15 protein-coding genes are annotated in these 15,302 nt (G+C 68.3%); 1 reads left to right on the top strand and 14 read right to left on the bottom strand.

Going from position 1 to position 15,302, the window contains the following annotated elements; genetic code table 11:
* Positions 1-9 precede the first annotated feature (9 nt).
* Positions 10-528, top strand: coding sequence for a molybdopterin-guanine dinucleotide biosynthesis protein B (gene mobB, locus CBM2594_RS03380; RefSeq protein ID WP_116357672.1), 519 nt, complete (start codon positions 10-12; stop codon positions 526-528).
* Positions 529-546: 18 nt separating this feature from the next.
* Here the strand turns inward: mobB and CBM2594_RS03375 are convergent, their stop codons facing one another.
* From CBM2594_RS03375 to CBM2594_RS03310, 14 genes are all read right to left on the bottom strand, one after another.
* Positions 547-1,329, bottom strand: coding sequence for an endonuclease/exonuclease/phosphatase family protein (locus tag CBM2594_RS03375; RefSeq protein WP_116355604.1), 783 nt, complete (start codon positions 1,327-1,329; stop codon positions 547-549).
* Positions 1,326-1,823 (bottom strand): dihydroneopterin triphosphate diphosphatase, encoded by a 498-nt coding sequence (gene nudB / locus CBM2594_RS03370; protein WP_116355603.1) that lies wholly within the window; start codon positions 1,821-1,823, stop codon positions 1,326-1,328. Before nudB ends, CBM2594_RS03375 begins: the two co-directional genes overlap by 4 nt.
* Positions 1,824-1,926: 103 nt before the next feature.
* Positions 1,927-2,838: a hypothetical protein gene (locus tag CBM2594_RS03365; protein WP_116355602.1), complete on the bottom strand. Its 912-nt coding sequence runs from the start codon at positions 2,836-2,838 to the stop codon at positions 1,927-1,929.
* 207 nt (positions 2,839-3,045) lie between these two features.
* Entirely contained in the window at positions 3,046-4,854 is a 1,809-nt protein-coding gene (gene aspS, locus CBM2594_RS03360; protein ID WP_116355601.1) for an aspartate--tRNA ligase, read from the bottom strand.
* Between the two features lie 65 nt (positions 4,855-4,919).
* Positions 4,920-5,633 (bottom strand): DUF502 domain-containing protein, encoded by a 714-nt coding sequence (locus tag CBM2594_RS03355; protein WP_116355600.1) that lies wholly within the window; start codon positions 5,631-5,633, stop codon positions 4,920-4,922.
* A gap of 14 nt (positions 5,634-5,647) precedes the next feature.
* Positions 5,648-5,989 carry an FmdB family zinc ribbon protein gene (locus tag CBM2594_RS03350; RefSeq protein WP_116355599.1) on the bottom strand — a complete coding sequence of 114 codons (342 nt, stop codon included), beginning with the start codon at positions 5,987-5,989 and terminating at the stop codon, positions 5,648-5,650.
* 164 nt (positions 5,990-6,153) lie between these two features.
* Complete coding sequence (locus CBM2594_RS03345; RefSeq protein WP_116355598.1) at positions 6,154-7,590, bottom strand: sodium:solute symporter family protein; 1,437 nt, start codon at positions 7,588-7,590, stop codon at positions 6,154-6,156.
* Positions 7,591-7,880: 290 nt separating this feature from the next.
* Entirely contained in the window at positions 7,881-8,501 is a 621-nt protein-coding gene (locus CBM2594_RS03340) for a methyltransferase domain-containing protein (protein WP_116355597.1), read from the bottom strand.
* Between the two features lie 33 nt (positions 8,502-8,534).
* Positions 8,535-10,112, bottom strand: a complete 1,578-nt coding sequence (gene ubiB, locus CBM2594_RS03335; protein WP_116355596.1) for a ubiquinone biosynthesis regulatory protein kinase UbiB — start codon at positions 10,110-10,112, stop codon at positions 8,535-8,537.
* A gap of 67 nt (positions 10,113-10,179) precedes the next feature.
* The gene (locus CBM2594_RS03330; RefSeq protein ID WP_116355595.1) at positions 10,180-10,878 is read right to left on the bottom strand and encodes a ubiquinone biosynthesis accessory factor UbiJ; all 699 of its coding nucleotides are present in this window, start codon (positions 10,876-10,878) and stop codon (positions 10,180-10,182) included.
* A gap of 121 nt (positions 10,879-10,999) precedes the next feature.
* Entirely contained in the window at positions 11,000-11,968 is a 969-nt protein-coding gene (locus CBM2594_RS03325) for a Tim44 domain-containing protein (RefSeq protein WP_116355594.1), read from the bottom strand.
* A gap of 73 nt (positions 11,969-12,041) precedes the next feature.
* Complete coding sequence (ubiE, locus tag CBM2594_RS03320) at positions 12,042-12,773, bottom strand: bifunctional demethylmenaquinone methyltransferase/2-methoxy-6-polyprenyl-1,4-benzoquinol methylase UbiE (RefSeq protein ID WP_116355593.1); 732 nt, start codon at positions 12,771-12,773, stop codon at positions 12,042-12,044.
* Positions 12,774-12,804: 31 nt separating this feature from the next.
* Positions 12,805-13,221 (bottom strand): gamma-butyrobetaine hydroxylase-like domain-containing protein, encoded by a 417-nt coding sequence (locus tag CBM2594_RS03315; protein ID WP_116355592.1) that lies wholly within the window; start codon positions 13,219-13,221, stop codon positions 12,805-12,807.
* A 95-nt stretch (positions 13,222-13,316) separates the two neighbouring features.
* A complete protein-coding gene (locus CBM2594_RS03310; RefSeq protein ID WP_116355591.1) occupies positions 13,317-15,182 on the bottom strand; it encodes an ABC transporter ATP-binding protein/permease in 1,866 nt (621 codons plus the stop codon).
* Positions 15,183-15,302 lie beyond the last annotated feature (120 nt).

Below are 15,302 nucleotides of genomic sequence, written 5' to 3'. Positions count from 1 at the left end.
GAAACCATGGTGAAGGTATTCGGCATTACCGGCTCGTCCGGCAGCGGCAAGACCACGCTGCTGGACCAGCTCATTCCCTGCTTTGTCGGCGCCGGCCTGCGCGTGGCCGGCGTCAAGCACACCCACCACGGCTTCGATCCGGATACGCCCGGCAAGGATTCATGGCGCATGCGCGCGGCCGGCTGCGCCAATGTCGTGCTGGTCGGCGCGCGCCACCTGACGCTGATGCGCCATTACCCGGAAGCCGTGCCGTCACCCGAACTCGACGACGCGCTCGCGGTGCTGCCGCCCGACACCGACCTGGTGCTGGTGGAAGGGTACAAGCGCAGCGATTTTCCCAAGCTGGAGGTATTCCGGCCCGCGCTGGGCCGGGCGCCGCTGTGGCACGAAGTGCCGGGCGTGGTGGCGGTGGCGAGCGACGAGCCCGCCGCCGTCGCCGCCATGACTTCGCTGCCGGTGCTGGACCTGAACGATCCGCAGGCGGTGTTCGTGTTTATCCGCGACTACCCCCTGCCCGGCAGCCACTGAGCCGGATTTCCGGCAGCCTCACGCGGCCTGGTCCGCGGGCGCGACGCGCTCCACCACTTCACCCAGCGGATGGCCCAGTTCCGCCACCAGCGGCACGTGGTCCGAGCGCTGCGCCCAGTCGCGGCCGGTCAGCGCGTGGGCGCGCTCGATCTCGTAGCCGCGCACATAGATGCGGTCCAGCTGCCACCACGGCATGTGGCTGGGGAAGGTATGCAGCCGCGCGCCGCGCGCGTGCGAGGCCTCGACCGCGCCCAGCGTATTGCAGATCTGCGCGTCGAGCCGGTGGTTCCAGTCGTTGAAGTCGCCGGCGATCACCAGCGGCACGCCGGCCGGCACCACATTGCGCACCCGTTCCACCAGCGCCTCGGCCTGGCGCGCGCGGCTGCGCGCGAACAGCCCGAAATGCACGCAGATCAGGTGGGTCTCGATGCCGTGCACGTCCGCCACCGCATGCAGCAGCCCGCGCTGCTCGAAGCGGTGGTCGGAGATATCGAGGTTTTCGGACATCAGGATCGGATGGCGCGACAGGATCGCGTTGCCGTGATGGCCGTAGTCGTAGACCGCGTTGCGGCCGTAGACCGAATGCGGATAGGCGTCGGTGGCGAGGTAGTTGAGCTGGGTGTGTTCCGGGTCGAACAGCGCCGCCGCCACCAGCCGGTCGTTGCGGTCCTGCACTTCCTGCAGGAACACGATGTCCGCGTCCATCGCGTGCAGGCCGGCGCGCACGTTCTGGATGCGCGGGCGCCGCGCGATGCCGGTCACTCCCTTGTGGATGTTGTAGGTGACCACGCGCAGCTTCATGGCTGCCCTCCGACGGCCGCCTCGCGGCTGGCAACGGTGCCAGCGCTGGCGCCTTCCGCGCGCCAGGCGAGTTGCCGGATGGCGTCGGCATTGCTGCGCGAAAAGCACTGCTGCGCCGCTTCTTGCCACGGCAGCCACTTGTATTGCAGGTGTTCGCGTGGCGCCAGCGTCACCGGCAATGCCTCGGCGACGCGCAGGCCGAACCAGTGCTCGGTATTGCGCGTCACGCCTTCGGCGTAGCGGTGGCGCCACTGCGGGTAGATGTCGTACTGGATGGCATGGCCCCAGTCGGTAAGCTGGTGCTCGCCGGCGATGATGCCGGTTTCCTCGGCCACTTCGCGCGCGGCGGTCAGGGCCAGCGGTTCGTCCAGGGTGTCGAGGCTGCCGGTGACGGACTGCCAGAACCCCGGGCGATCGGCGCGTTCCAGCAGCAAGACTTGAAGATCTGGCGTGTAAATCACCACCAGCACGGATTCCGGGATCTTGTAGGACATGGGTCTGGGGCCAAAGGACAAACCCAAGGATAGCGCAGGCGCGCGCGCTTGCCACGCGAAAGCGCCGCACGCCTGCGCCGCCAGGGCGCAGGCGTGCGCCGGATCAGGCCGCGTTGCGCGCGCCGTGCACCGGATGCGGGGCCAGGTAGGGCTCGGCGCTGTCGTGGCGCTGCCAGGTGTCGAACACCTGCGGCGATTCGCCGTGGCCCCAGGCCGCGCGCAGCTGCTCCATCAGCGGCGCCAGCGCCTGGCGGTAGCGCCGGGAGGCGCCATGCGCGTGCGCGGCCAGCGCCTCGGCGCGTTGGCGCGCCTCGCCCTGCAGCCGGGTGCGCTCCTGCGCGATTTCCTTCTCGCGCTGGCCCAGCGTGTTGTACTTCTGGATCAGGAAGCGCTGGTAATCGCCGCCATCCATGCCCTGCGCCGCCTGCGCGTTGACCTGCTCGAAGCGCAGCACGATGCTGCCGGTTTCCTGTTCGATATGGGCGGCTTCCGCGTCCAGCGCCTGCAGCGCCTCGTGCACGCGCTGGGCGTCGCGGCGCAGTGCCTGCACCTGCGCGGCCTCGTCCTCGAACGCGCGCTGCGCGTCCAGGTAGGCCTGCACCACCGGTTGGGGCGCTACCACCAGCAGCGGGTCGGCGCCGTCGGCGCGCTGGCCGGCAAGCAGGGCATCGTCGGCCAGGCGCAGGTTGCCCAGTTCATCGAGCCAGCGGCCGCGCGTCATCACCACGCCCACTGTATCCAGCGCCAGCCGGCGCAAGGCTTCGGCGCGCTGCATCTCGACCGGCTCGGCCACCGCCTGCGGCGACGCCGCCTGCACCGCATGGGCGATATCCGGCACGCACGCGGCCACGGTGGTGGCCACCGCTTCGGACATCGCCTGCGCCGCGCGGCGCTGGGCGCGGCGCAGCTCGAAACGGGCCAGCAGCATCATGATCAGGCCCGCCGCCAGCCAGGTCAGGATGGTTTCCTGGTGGGCCAGCAGGAACTGGCGGATCAGTTCGGTATCCAGCGTCATGTTCACGAATTTCCTCCCGAGCGCCGGGAACCTTCATGACAGGGCCCCTCGGCAAATTGCGTGTCAAAGGGAGGAGACCGGCACGCCGGTGCCTTCGTTCCGACCGGTAACAAATCGAAACCAATGCGCGGCGCGCCGGCATTGCGCATCAAGCAAAAAAGCCGCGCAATGGCGCGGCTTTCTTGCAGATCAGGCGACCAGAACCGGTCAGGCGGTCGGCTTCGGCTCGGCGGTGCGCAGGCGGATATGCAGTTCGCGCAGCTGCTTCTCGTCGACCGAGCTCGGTGCCTGCGTCAGCAGGTCCTGGGCACGCTGGGTCTTGGGGAAGGCGATCACGTCGCGGATCGAGTCGGCGCCGGCCATCATCGTGACGATGCGGTCCAGGCCGAAGGCCAGGCCGCCGTGCGGGGGCGCGCCGTACTGCAGCGCGTCCAGCAGGTAGCCGAACTTGGCGCGGGCTTCCTCGTCGTTGATCTTGAGCGCGCGGAACACCTTGCTCTGGATGTCCGAGCGGAAGATCCGCACCGAGCCGCCGCCCATTTCCCAGCCGTTCAGCACCATGTCGTAGGCCTTGGCCAGGCACTTGCCCGGGTCGGTCTCCAGGTATTCCAGGTGTTCGTCCTTGGGGCTGGTGAACGGGTGGTGCATCGCCACCCAGCGCGCGTCTTCCTCGTCGTACTCGAACATCGGGAAGTCGACCACCCACAGCGGCTTCCACGCGTCCTCGAACAGGCCGTTGGCCTTGCCGAAGTCCGAATGGCCGATCTTCAGGCGCAGCGCGCCGATCGAGTCGTTGACCACCTTGGCCTTGTCGGCGCCGAAGAAGATGATGTCGCCATCCTGCGCGCCGGTGCGCTTCAGGATCTCGGCAATCGCCGCATCGTGCAGGTTCTTGACGATCGGCGACTGCAGGCCGTCGCGGCCCTTGGCCACTTCGTTGACCTTGATCCAGGCCAGGCCCTTGGCGCCGTAGATGCCGACGAACTGGGTGTAGGCGTCGATCTCGCCGCGCGAGATGGCGCCGCCGCCCGGCACGCGCAGGCCGACCACGCGGCCGTTGTCGCTGTTGGCGGGACCCGAGAACACCTTGAAGTCGACGTCCTTCATCACCTCGGTCAGCTCGGTGAATTCCAGCTTGACGCGCAGGTCAGGCTTGTCCGAGCCGAAGCGCGCCATGGCCTCGCGGAACTCCATCACCGGGAACCTGGCGTCGAGGTCGACATCGATGGCGTTCTTGAACACCGTGCGCATCATGTCCTCGAACAGGTCGCGGATCTCCTGCTCGGTCAGGAACGAGGTCTCGCAGTCGATCTGCGTGAATTCCGGCTGGCGGTCGGCGCGCAGGTCTTCGTCGCGGAAGCACTTGGTGATCTGGTAGTAGCGGTCGAAGCCCGACACCATCAGCATCTGCTTGAAGATCTGCGGCGACTGCGGCAGCGCGAAGAAGTGGCCCGGGTTGACCCGCGACGGCACCAGGTAGTCGCGCGCGCCTTCGGGCGTGCTCTTGCCCAGCATCGGGGTCTCGATGTCGATAAAGCCCTGCGCATCCAGGAACTTGCGCACTTCCATCGCCACCTTGTAGCGCAGGCGCAGGTTGTACTGCATCTGCGGGCGGCGCAGGTCCAGCACGCGGTGCGTCAGGCGCGTGGTTTCCGACAGGTTGTCGTCATCCAGCTGGAACGGGGGCGTGACCGACGGGTTCAGCACGGTCAGCTCGTGGCACAGCACCTCGATCTTGCCCGAGGTCAGGTTGGCGTTCTCGGTGCCGGCCGGGCGCGGGCGCACCTTGCCGGTGACGCGGATGCAGAACTCGTTGCGGATCTCTTCCGCGGCCTTGAACATCTCGGGGCGGTCCGGGTCGCACACCACCTGCACCAGGCCTTCACGGTCGCGCAAGTCGATGAAGATCACGCCGCCATGGTCGCGGCGGCGCTGGACCCAGCCGGTCAGGGCCACTTCCTGGCCCGAGAATTGTTCGGTCACCAGACCGCAGTAGTGAGTACGCATGGAGGACATAAGGAGATTCCCGGTAAAACGCGGCTGCCCGATTGCATCGGGCAGCCCGTGATCAGTTTGTAGGCTCAAGGATCGGTGGTCTGGACCGGTTCCTCGCTGCTGGCCCTGCCGGCCGGATTGGCGGGGACCGCCGGCCGGGGGGCGCTGCCGTTCTTGCGCGGCAATTCCGCCGGTGCCACCACGCCCATCGAGACGATGTACTTGAGCGCGGCGTCGACGGTCATGTCGAGTTCGATGGTGTCGGCCTTGGGCATCATCAGGAAGAAGCCCGAGGTCGGGTTGGGCGTGGTCGGCACGTAGACGCTGACGTATTCGCCCTGCAGGTGGTTCTGCACGTCGCCACCGGGACGGCCGGTCAGGAAGGCGATGGTCCACGAGCCCTCGCGCGGGTACTGCACCAGCAGCGCCTTGCGGAAGGCATTGCCCGACGACGACAGCAGCGTGTCCGAAACCTGCTTGACGCTGGTGTAGATCGGGCCCACCACCGGGATATGGCCCAGCAGCGCTTCCCACCAGCGCACCAGGCGCTGGCCGATGAAGTTATGCGCCAGCAGCCCGACCAGCAGGATGAACAGCAGCGTCAGGATCGCGCCGAGGCCGGTCACGCGCTTGCCGAACATCAGCCGGTCCGGGCGCCACGCTTCCGGCAGCAGCGCCAGGCTCTGGTCCATCGTGCCGATGATCAGGCTCAGCACCCACAGCGTGATGCCCAGCGGCACCAGCACCAGCAGCCCGGTCAGGAACCAGGTTTTCAGGGCGGAAGTTTTCTTGGCTACCACGGGGCGGGTCCGGCTCAGTGGCAGGCGCAGGCGCTGCCGCAGCCGCCGGCGGCCGGCGCCGGGCTTGCCGCAGCCGTGCCGCCCGACGCTTCAGCCGCCGCGGGGGCGCTGGCGGTCGCCGCGGCGCCGCCGGTCGCACCGGCAGCTGCAGGCGCGGCGGCGCCGCCGCTGCCGCCGCGGAAGTCGGTCACATACCAGCCCGAGCCCTTGAGCTGGAACCCGGCAGCGGTCAGCTGCTTCTTGAACGCGCCGGCGGCGCCGCAGGACGGGCAGTCCGTCAGCGGCGCATCGCTCATTTTCTGCAGCACATCGCGCCCGTGGCCGCAGGCGTCGCAACGGTAGGCATAGATCGGCATGGTGTTATTTCGCGAGAAAACGTGGGAATCGGTACCAGGGCGGACATCGTCGCGCGCCATGGCGGCAGCGGGAAGATCCCGCGCGGCGATGCAAAGCCTTGAATTATAAACCGTTCCGGGGCTGCCTGATCGGTGGAAATAAGGGGGTGGCCCCCCTCGCGCCGTCAGGCGATATGGACTTCCTTGACCGGCGCGTGATCTGCAATCCACTGCGGCAGCAGCGAGCCGATCACCATGCCGCTGACCGAGAACAGCAGGCCCACCATCTGCGGCGGCACCACGGCATCGGCAAACGCTATCTCGCAGGTCAGCCACGACGACAGCCCCAGCAGGATCGCCGCCAGCCCGCCCTGGCGGGTGGCGTGCTTCCAGAACATGCCGAAGGCCAGCGGCACGAACGACGACACCAGCGTGACCTTGTAGGCATTTTCAACCATATGGAAGATCGACAGGTGCGAGTTCAGCGCGAACAGCGTCACCAGCGTGGTGAACACCAGCACCACGGTCTGCATCACGCGCAGGAACTGCCGGTCGTCGAGATGGCGGAAATACGGCCGCAGGATGTTCTCGGCAAAGGTCACCGACGGCGCCAGCAGCGTCGCCGAGGCGCAGCTCTTGATCGCCGACAGCAGCGCGCCGAAGAACATCACCTGCGCGAACATCGGCGCGTGCTGCAGGATCAGCTGCGGCAGGATCAGCTGCGAATCGGTGTCGATGTACTTCGCCACCATGCCGGGATCGATCAGCGTGGCCGAATACGCCAGGAACATCGGGATAAAGGCGAAGCAGAAGTACAGCACGCCGCCCAGCACCGAGGCGCGCCCGGCGATTTGCTCTGTGCGCGACGAGGTCACCCGCTGGAACACGTCCTGCTGCGGGATCGAGCCCAACATCATGGTGAACAGCGCCGCGGCGAAGCCGATGATCTGCACGAAATCCAGCGCCGGCCAGAACTCGAACTTGCCGGCCGCGGCCGCGTGCGACACCACCGCGGTGACGCCGCCGGCCTGGCCGCTGACCTCGTAGCCGATATACATCATGCCGATCACGATGATGATCATCTGGATGAAGTCGGTGATCGCCACCGACCACATGCCGCCGAACAGCGTATAGACCAGCACGCTGGCGGCGCCGATCATCATGCCGGCCTCCTGCGACAGCGCGCCGTCCGAAACCGTATAGAACACCAGCCCCAGCGCCTTGATCTGCGCCGCCACCCAGCCCAGGTACGAAACCACGATGCACAGCGTGGTCAGCACTTCGGCCAGCCGGCCATAGCGGTTGTGGTAGTAGTCGCCGATGGTCAGCAGGTTCATCCGGTACAGCGGCCGGGCGAAGAACAGGCCCACCAGGATCAGGCACAGCGACGAGCCGAACGGGTCGGAGACCACGCCCGACAGCCCTTCCTTCAGGAACACGGCGGGGATGCCCAGCACCGTCTCCGAGCCGAACCAGGTGGCGAAGACGGTGGCGGTGACGATATGGAACGGCAGGCTGCGCCCGGCGACGGCGAAATCGGTGGTGTTGCGCACGCGCAGCGCCGCCCACAGGCCGATGCCGACCGAGATTACCCAGTAGATGATGACAAACCAGATCAGCATGCCGCTGCCCTATGCAGAAGGTGCCCTTGTGGCGAGAAACCGAATGCCGGGCGGCAGCGCGCGGGGATGCGCGCGGTGGCCCGGAGTCCAATTCATCGGTCGGGGCCGCATATCGGGGTGCCTGGCGTCGTCCCGGCGGGGCGGGTAACGCGGCGGGGGCCCGCGGTCGTAGCCGAATCAAAACGCGGATTATAGCGACGCAGACCGGCCCGGGCGAAAAAAATTCCCCGCTGGCGCGAATGCGCCACGCGGGGCATCGGCTTCACCACAGCGGCGGGCCGGCGACGGCCTTAGCCGCCGCGCCGGCGCCATACCTGCCAGCGCTCCTGCCCCTGGAACACCGGCAGCGGCGCGGACGAAGGCTGGTCCTCGATGCGCTCGAAGGCCGGCGCCAGCAGCGCGTCAAGGGCCTCGGCCGGCATCGCGAACGGCGGCCCGCCGCGCGCTTCGCCCAGGTAGAAGTAGCCCGCCAGCAGTCCGCCCGGCGGCAGCAACTGCGCCACCCGGGCGGCGTAGTCGGCCCGCAGCGCCGGCGGCAGCGCGCACAAGAAGGCGCGCTCGTAGATCAGTTCGCACGGCGGCTGCGGCGTGAAGGCGAAGAAATCGCCCTGCTGCACCACCGCCCCGGCCGGCCCCAGCGCGCGCCGCGCCGACGCCACCGCCTGCGGCGAGAAGTCGATCGCCGTCACCGGCCAGCCGCGCTCGAACAGCCATGCCGCTTCCCAGCCGTTGCCGCAGCCGGGCACCAGCGTGGGACAGGGCTGGCGGACTTCGATAAAGCGGCGGAATTCCTCGGGCACGCCGCCCAGGTCCCAGGGCGTGAAGCCCTCCTTGAAACGCTCGTCCCAGAACGCCGGGTCGGCAGCGTTGCGGGTGGCAAAGGTCGGCGCAGGCTTGGCGGTGTCGCTCATGGTCGTTTCCAGTATGGACGGGTCCCGGGGCCGCTACCAGTAGCCGGCCCACCCCAGCACATGGGTCAGCACGACGCCGGCGACAAAGCCGCCGACCAGCAGCACCGCGGTGCCGAGCAGCCGGTTGGTGCGGCGCTGCTCCAGCACCAGCATCGCCAGCAGCTTGTCCTGCTCGCCGTTGCTGGTCAGCGCGCGCCGCTCCAGGAACTGGTGCGCCAGGCGCGGGAAGTCGGGCAGCATCTTGGCCCACAGCGGCGCCTCCACCTTGACCCGTTCCCACGCGCCCTTCCAGCCGACCTGTTCATGCATCCAGCGTTCCAGGAACGGCTTGGCGGTCTTCCACAGGTCCAGGTCGGGGTCGAGCTGGCGCCCCAGCCCTTCGATATTGAGCAGCGTCTTCTGCAGCAGCACCAGCTGCGGCTGGATCTCGACATTGAAGCGGCGCGAAGTCTGGAACAGCCGCATCAGCACCATGCCCAGCGAGATTTCCTTCAGCGGCTTGTCGAAGTACGGCTCGCAGCAGGCGCGCACCGCGCTTTCCAGCTCTTCCACGCGGGTCTCCGGCGGGACCCAGCCGGATTCCACGTGCAGCAGCGCCACGCGGTGGTAGTCGCGGCGGAAGAAGGCGATGAAGTTCTGCGCCAGGTAGTTCTTGTCGAATTCGGACAGCGCGCCGACGATGCCGAAGTCCAGCGCGATATAGCGGCCGAAGGTCTCGGGCTGCACCGACACCAAGATGTTGCCCGGGTGCATGTCGGCGTGGAAGAAGCCGTCGCGGAACACCTGGGTGAAGAAGATCTCGACGCCCTCCTCCGCCAGCTGGTGCATGTCGACGCCGGCGGCCTTGAGCGATTCGGTGCGCGAGATCGGGATGCCGTGCATGCGCTCCATCACGAACACCGTGCTGCTGCACCAGTCCCAGAACACCTCGGGCACCAGCAGCAGGCTGGTATCGGAAAAGTTGCGGCGCAGCTGGCTGGCGTTGGCCGCCTCGATCATCAGGTCGAGCTCGTCGTGCAGGTATTTGTCGAACTCGGCCACCACCTCGCGCGGCTTCAGGCGCTTGCCGTCGGCCCAGAAGCGCTCGAGCCAGGTCGCCATGTCGCGCATCAGCGCCAGGTCGCTGTCGATCACCGGCAGCATGCCCGGACGCAGCACCTTGACCGCGACCTCGCGCCCGTGGCTGGGGCCGCCCTTGAGCGTGGCGAAGTGCACCTGCGCGATCGACGCGCTGGCTACCGGCTGGTGCTCGAAGGTCTCGAACAGCTGGTCCAGCGGCCGCCCCAGCGCGCGCTCGATGATCTTCACCGCCACCACCGAATCGAACGGCGGCACCTGGTCCTGCAACTTGGCCAGTTCGTCGGCAATGTCCGGCGGCATCAGGTCGCGCCGGGTCGACAGCACCTGGCCGAACTTGACGAAGATCGGGCCCAGGCGCGTCAGCGCCAGCCGCAGCCGCACCCCGCGCGGCATGTCGAGCTTGCGCCCGATGGTGATGACCCGAACCAGGAAGCGGATCCTGCGGCTGCTGAAGCCGGAGAGCACCAGCTCGTCCAGGCCGTAGTAGAGGATGACGAAAAGGATCTTGCCAAGGCGCAGGAGGCGGGTCATTCGGGAGTCTTCACAGGGCCGGGCAGGCAGTCAGCGGAGGTTGGGGGGCAAGCGCGGCGGGGCCGGCTCAGCGGTGCGGCGACGGCAGCTTGCCGCTCGTGCCGGACTGGCCGGACTGGCCTGGCGCGGGCGGCGTGCCGCCGCGCTCCAGCCGTTCCAGGCGCTTCTCCAGCCGCGCCAGGCGGTCGCGCAGCCGGCCGACGTCGGCGCCGAATTCGTCGAGCGCGGCGTGGCGCACCAGCGTCGGCTGCTCGTCGAGCAAGTAGTCGGTGACGTTGTCGACCAGCGCGCGGCCCACGCGCGTGGCCTGTGCATGGACCTGGCGCGCGCCGTCGACCACGCGCTGCGCCACGCTGTCGCTGACCGGGCCGCCCAGGATGCCGCGCAGCGCGCGCGACAGGTCCTCGGCGGCATCCCAGCGCAGGTTGCGCGCCAGCGTCGACACCGTGTTGGCCAGCTCGGCGTCGCCCTCGATGCGCACATGGCGCATGGCGGCGGCCTGGCCGCCCTCGGCCACGTCGGCGGCGACCAGCGGCCACTGCTGCACCGGCACGCGCAGCGTCACCGCCGGCGCCTCGGCCGCCGGCGCCAGTTCGGTGCAGCCGTGCTCGGTCACCTTCAGCGACAGCTCGAAGGCGGCGGCATCGAAGCGGATCACGCGTCCGGCAAACGGCGCCAGCTGGTTGCGGGCCCACGGCTCCTGCTCGAGCAGGTGGTTCAGTGCCGAAACGGCAGGCGTGGCCAGGGCGGAAGGCAGAGTATTCATGACAGCGCGGTTGGCGGGCAGGCGGCGACGGCTGGCGTCCCAGACAAAAAAGGCCCACGCTTTCGCGTGGGCCTCCATTCTAAGCTACTCCCCCGGCGCATCACCGCCGCGGGGTGCGGCATCAGGACTCTTGCTGGATCCCGGCCAGCAGCCAGCCGCCGTTGCCGCTGGCAGGCTTGGCCAGGTTCCAGACCTCGCCGAACGGCTGCGCCGCCTCGCCCGCCTTCTCGCGGATCATGCCCGAGAAACGCACGCTGGCGATATGCTGGGCCGCGGCCGACTCGATGCCGAGCAGCTGCGCTTCCAGCGTGACCACGTCGGTCTTGTTGACCTCGGCGCCGCGCTCGGACAGGTCCATCTTGATCTCGGCGAACATTTCCGGCGTGGTGAACTCGCGGATATCGTCCAGGTTGCCGGCATCCCACGCGGCCTGCAGGCGCACGAAGTGGACCTTGGCGTTGCGCAGGAAGGCTTCGGTATCGAAGTCGGCCGGCACGCCCCACGGCTGCTGCGCCACGGCACCGGCCGCGAGCGGGGCTGCCGTTGCCGGCAGCACCGGGCTGGCGGACTGGCTACCCGACGACACCGGCGTCGGCTCGCCGCGGAACATCGGCTCGGCGTTGCGGCCCAGGTTCGGCGCGCCGCCGGCACCGGCGTAGGCCGGTTGAGCCGTGCGCTTGCTGCCGCGGAACTTGCGGATCAGCCAGATCGCGGCGAACGCCACCAGCGCGATCAGGATCAGGTTGGACAGGAAGGTCAGTGCCGCACCGCCCAGGCCGAAGTGCGACAGCAGCCAGCCGATGCCCAGGCCGGCGGCGATGCCGCCCAGGATGCCGCCCCAGTTGCGCTTGGGCGCCGCGGCCGCGGCCGCGCCGGCTGCCCCGGCGGTGGCCGGCGCTGCCTGCTGTGCGGGTTGCGCCTGCTGCGTCGGCGAGGTGGGCTGGGTCTGCTGGCGCTGGGTCACCGACTCGGACTGCTTGCCAATGCTGCGCGAGCCGCCCATGCGCTTGGCCTCGGCGTCGAACGCCATGCCGACGGCCAGCGCCGTGACCAGCGACCCCACCAGGAATTTTCCACGAATTGACGACATATGCTGTTATCCCCTGTCAGTTTCGCCCATATTCGGGCGAGCATGGCGATTTCAAGTGTTCTTTCAAGTGTTCTCAATACTTGCGTCCGACATGGAGCGCCACCACTCCGGCCGTCAGATTGAAGTATTCGACATTCTCCAGGCCCGCATGTTCCATTAAGCGTACAAGTGAAACCTGGTCTGGATGCATTCTGATCGATTCTGCGAGATAGCGATAGCTGGGGGCATCCCCTGCCACGCGTTCGCCCAGCCACGGCAGCACCTTGAAAGAATAGACGTCGTAGGCCTTCTCCAGCGGTTTCCATACCTTGGAGAACTCTAGCACCATGACCTTGCCGCCCGGCTTGACCACGCGGCGCATCTCGGCCAGCGCGGCTTCCTTGTGCGTCATGTTGCGCAGCCCGAACGCCACCGTGACCAGGTCGAAGTAGTTGTCGGGGAACGGGATCTTCTCGGCGTCGCACAGCGCCACCGGCGTGACGATGCCCTTGTTCAGCAGCCGGTCGCGGCCGACGCGCAGCATCGACTCGTTGATGTCGGTCAGCCAGACCTGGCCGGTCGGGCCGGCCTGCTTCGCGAACGCCTTGGCCAGGTCGCCGGTGCCGCCGGCAATGTCCAGCACCCTGTGGCCCGGGCGCACCCCGGCCTGGGCGATGGTGAACATCTTCCACAGCCGGTGCATGCCGCCCGACATCAGGTCGTTCATCACGTCGTACTTGGCGGCCACCGAATGGAACACGCCGGCAACCTTGCCGGCCTTTTCGGTTTCGTCGACCTTTTCGAACCCGAAGTGGGTTTCACTCATCTTTCAAGACTCCAGGATTGTCGGGGGCGGCTCAATGATGGCCGCAGGCGTGCCCGCCGCCGGCGGCGGGCATCGGGGTGTCGCGGTCGGCGCCGGCCGCTGCCAGGCGCTGCAGGTAGTCCTGCCACAACGCGTCCTGGTTGTCGCCCAGGCGGTACAGCAGGTCCCACGAATAGATGCCGGTGTCGTGGCCGTCGGAAAAGCGGATCTGGATGGCGTAGTTGCCGACCGGCTCGACCGCCTCGACGCCGACCTCGCGCTTGCCGGTCTGCAGCACGTCCTGCCCGGGGCCATGGCCCTGGACTTCGGCGGAGGGCGAATAGACGCGCAGCAGCTCGAACGGCAGCCGGAAGCTGCGGCCGTTGTCGAAGCCGATCTCGAGCACGCGCGATTGCGTGTGGACCGTCAGCGCGGTGGGATGGGGGGTATCTTTTTCCAGGCCTGCCATGGTGATTGCAGCCCGGTGACGGGCGCTCCTGAGGGGTGATTGCCGCATGATGCCGCATGATGCCGCGGTGGCCGCGCCGGCTGCCGCAGCCCGCATCACGCTTCGCATACGACCCGATAGCTTACCCCAGGCTCGCCAGCTTGCGCAGCCCGGGCCGCTTGCGCGTCCTGCGGCACGTAGCGCAGCCGGCGCTGGTGGAACGTCGCCACGGTGCTGCGGTGCGCAATGCTGACGATGGCGGCTTGCGGCAGCTGCTCCACCATCAGCTGGTACATGGCGCGCTCGGTGTCCTCGTCCAGCGCGCTGGTGGCTTCGTCGAGAAACAGGTAGTCCGGCTTCTGCAGCAGCGCGCGCGCGAAGGCCAGGCGTTGCTGCTCCCCCGGCGACAGCCGCAGCGACCAGTTGTCGAACACGTCGAGCTGGTCCGCCAGCGCGGCCAGGCGGGTCTGCCGCAGCGCCGCCTGCAGCACCTCCTTGCTGTGCTGGGTGCCGGCGTCGGGGTAGGCCAGCGCATCGGCCAGCGTGCCGATCGGCAGGTAGCTGCGCTGCGGCAGGAACAGCCGCCGCGCGCCCTCGGGCATGGTCACGGTGCCGCTGCCGTACGGCCAGATCCCGGCCAGCGCGCGGAACAGCACGCTCTTGCCGCAGCCCGACGGGCCGCTGACCAGCCAGCGCTCGCCCGGCGCCACCGCCAGCGAGAACGGCGCCACCAGCGGGCGCTGTCCCACCGCCGCGCCGCGCGCGGCGCGCACCGGCAAGGCCAGCGCCAGGCTGTCGATGGCGATGCCTTCCTGCGGCCGGCCGTGGTACGCCACCTCGATATCGCGGCTGCCGTCCTGCGCGGCTTCCTGCCGCTCGGCCACGCGGATCGCTTCCTGGAAGTCGATCAGCCGGTTGGCCGCCGCCTTCCAGCCCACCAGCGTGGCGTAGCTGTCGACAAACCACGACAGCGCGCCCTGCACCTGGCCGAACGCCGAACTGGTCTGCATCAGCCCGCCCAGCGTCATCTTGCCGGCAAAGTAGCGCGGCGCCGCGACCAGGATCGGGAAGATGATGGCGAACTGCGCATAGCCGGAACTGACGAAGGTCAGCCGCCGCGTATAGCGCATCAGCTGGTTCCAGTTGGCGCGGATGCGGTCGAAGCGCGCGCGCAGGCCGGCCTGCTCGGTCGGCTCGCCGCGGTACAGCGCCACCGGCTCGCTGTTCTCGCGCAGGCGCACCAGCGTGAAACGGAAGTCGGCCTCGTACTGCTCCTGCTGGAAGTTCAGGCCGATCAGCGGGCGGCCGACCACGTGCGCCACCAGCGAACCGATCACCGCATAGCCGGCCGCGAACCAGACCATATAGCCCGGGATGGTCCACTCGGTGCCGCCCAGCGCAAAGCTGATCGGGCCCGACACCGTCCACAGGATGCCGACGAACGACAGCAGCGTCACCACCGAGTTGAGCAGCCCCAGCGACAGCGACAGCGCGCCGTCGGTGAACAGCCGCAGGTCATCGGCAATACGCTGGTCGGGGTTGTCGGTGGCGTGGGTCTGCTCGATGCGGTAGTAGGCCTGGTGCCCCAGCCAGTGCCCCATGAAGCGGCCGGTCATCCAGGTACGCCAGCGCATCTGCAGCATCATGGTGTAGTACTGGCGCGAGATCGCCGCGACGATAAAGAACGCCGCGATCCACGAGAAGCGCAGCAGCAGCACCTTGAACGAGGCATAGTCGCGCTGCTCCAGCGCGTTGTAGAACACGCGGTTCCATTCGTTGAGCAGCACGTTGATATAGACGATGCCCAGGTTGAGCACCACCACCAGCGCCAGCAGCCCCAGCCCGGCGAGGCGGTCTTCGGATTTCCAGTAGGGCTTGATCAGCGCCCAGGTCGCGCCCATGCGCAGGCGGCTCTGGATCTTCAGGGCCTGGGCCGGTACGGCAGGGCCCGGTACGGTGACGGAAGTCGGTGTGGAGGACATAGCGGCAGCGCTTGGCCCGCCAGCGCAGGCCGGCCGGGCTTGTTGTTCTGGATACCGTGGCGGGCCACGGCGGCAACAGCATTCAGACGGTCGCGGCCCTGCGCGGGTTCCGCGGGTTCC

Source organism: Cupriavidus taiwanensis, assembly GCF_900249755.1.
Taxonomy (GTDB): Bacteria; Pseudomonadota; Gammaproteobacteria; order Burkholderiales; family Burkholderiaceae; genus Cupriavidus; species Cupriavidus taiwanensis_D.
This window is presented reverse-complemented; position numbering and strand designations above follow the sequence as displayed.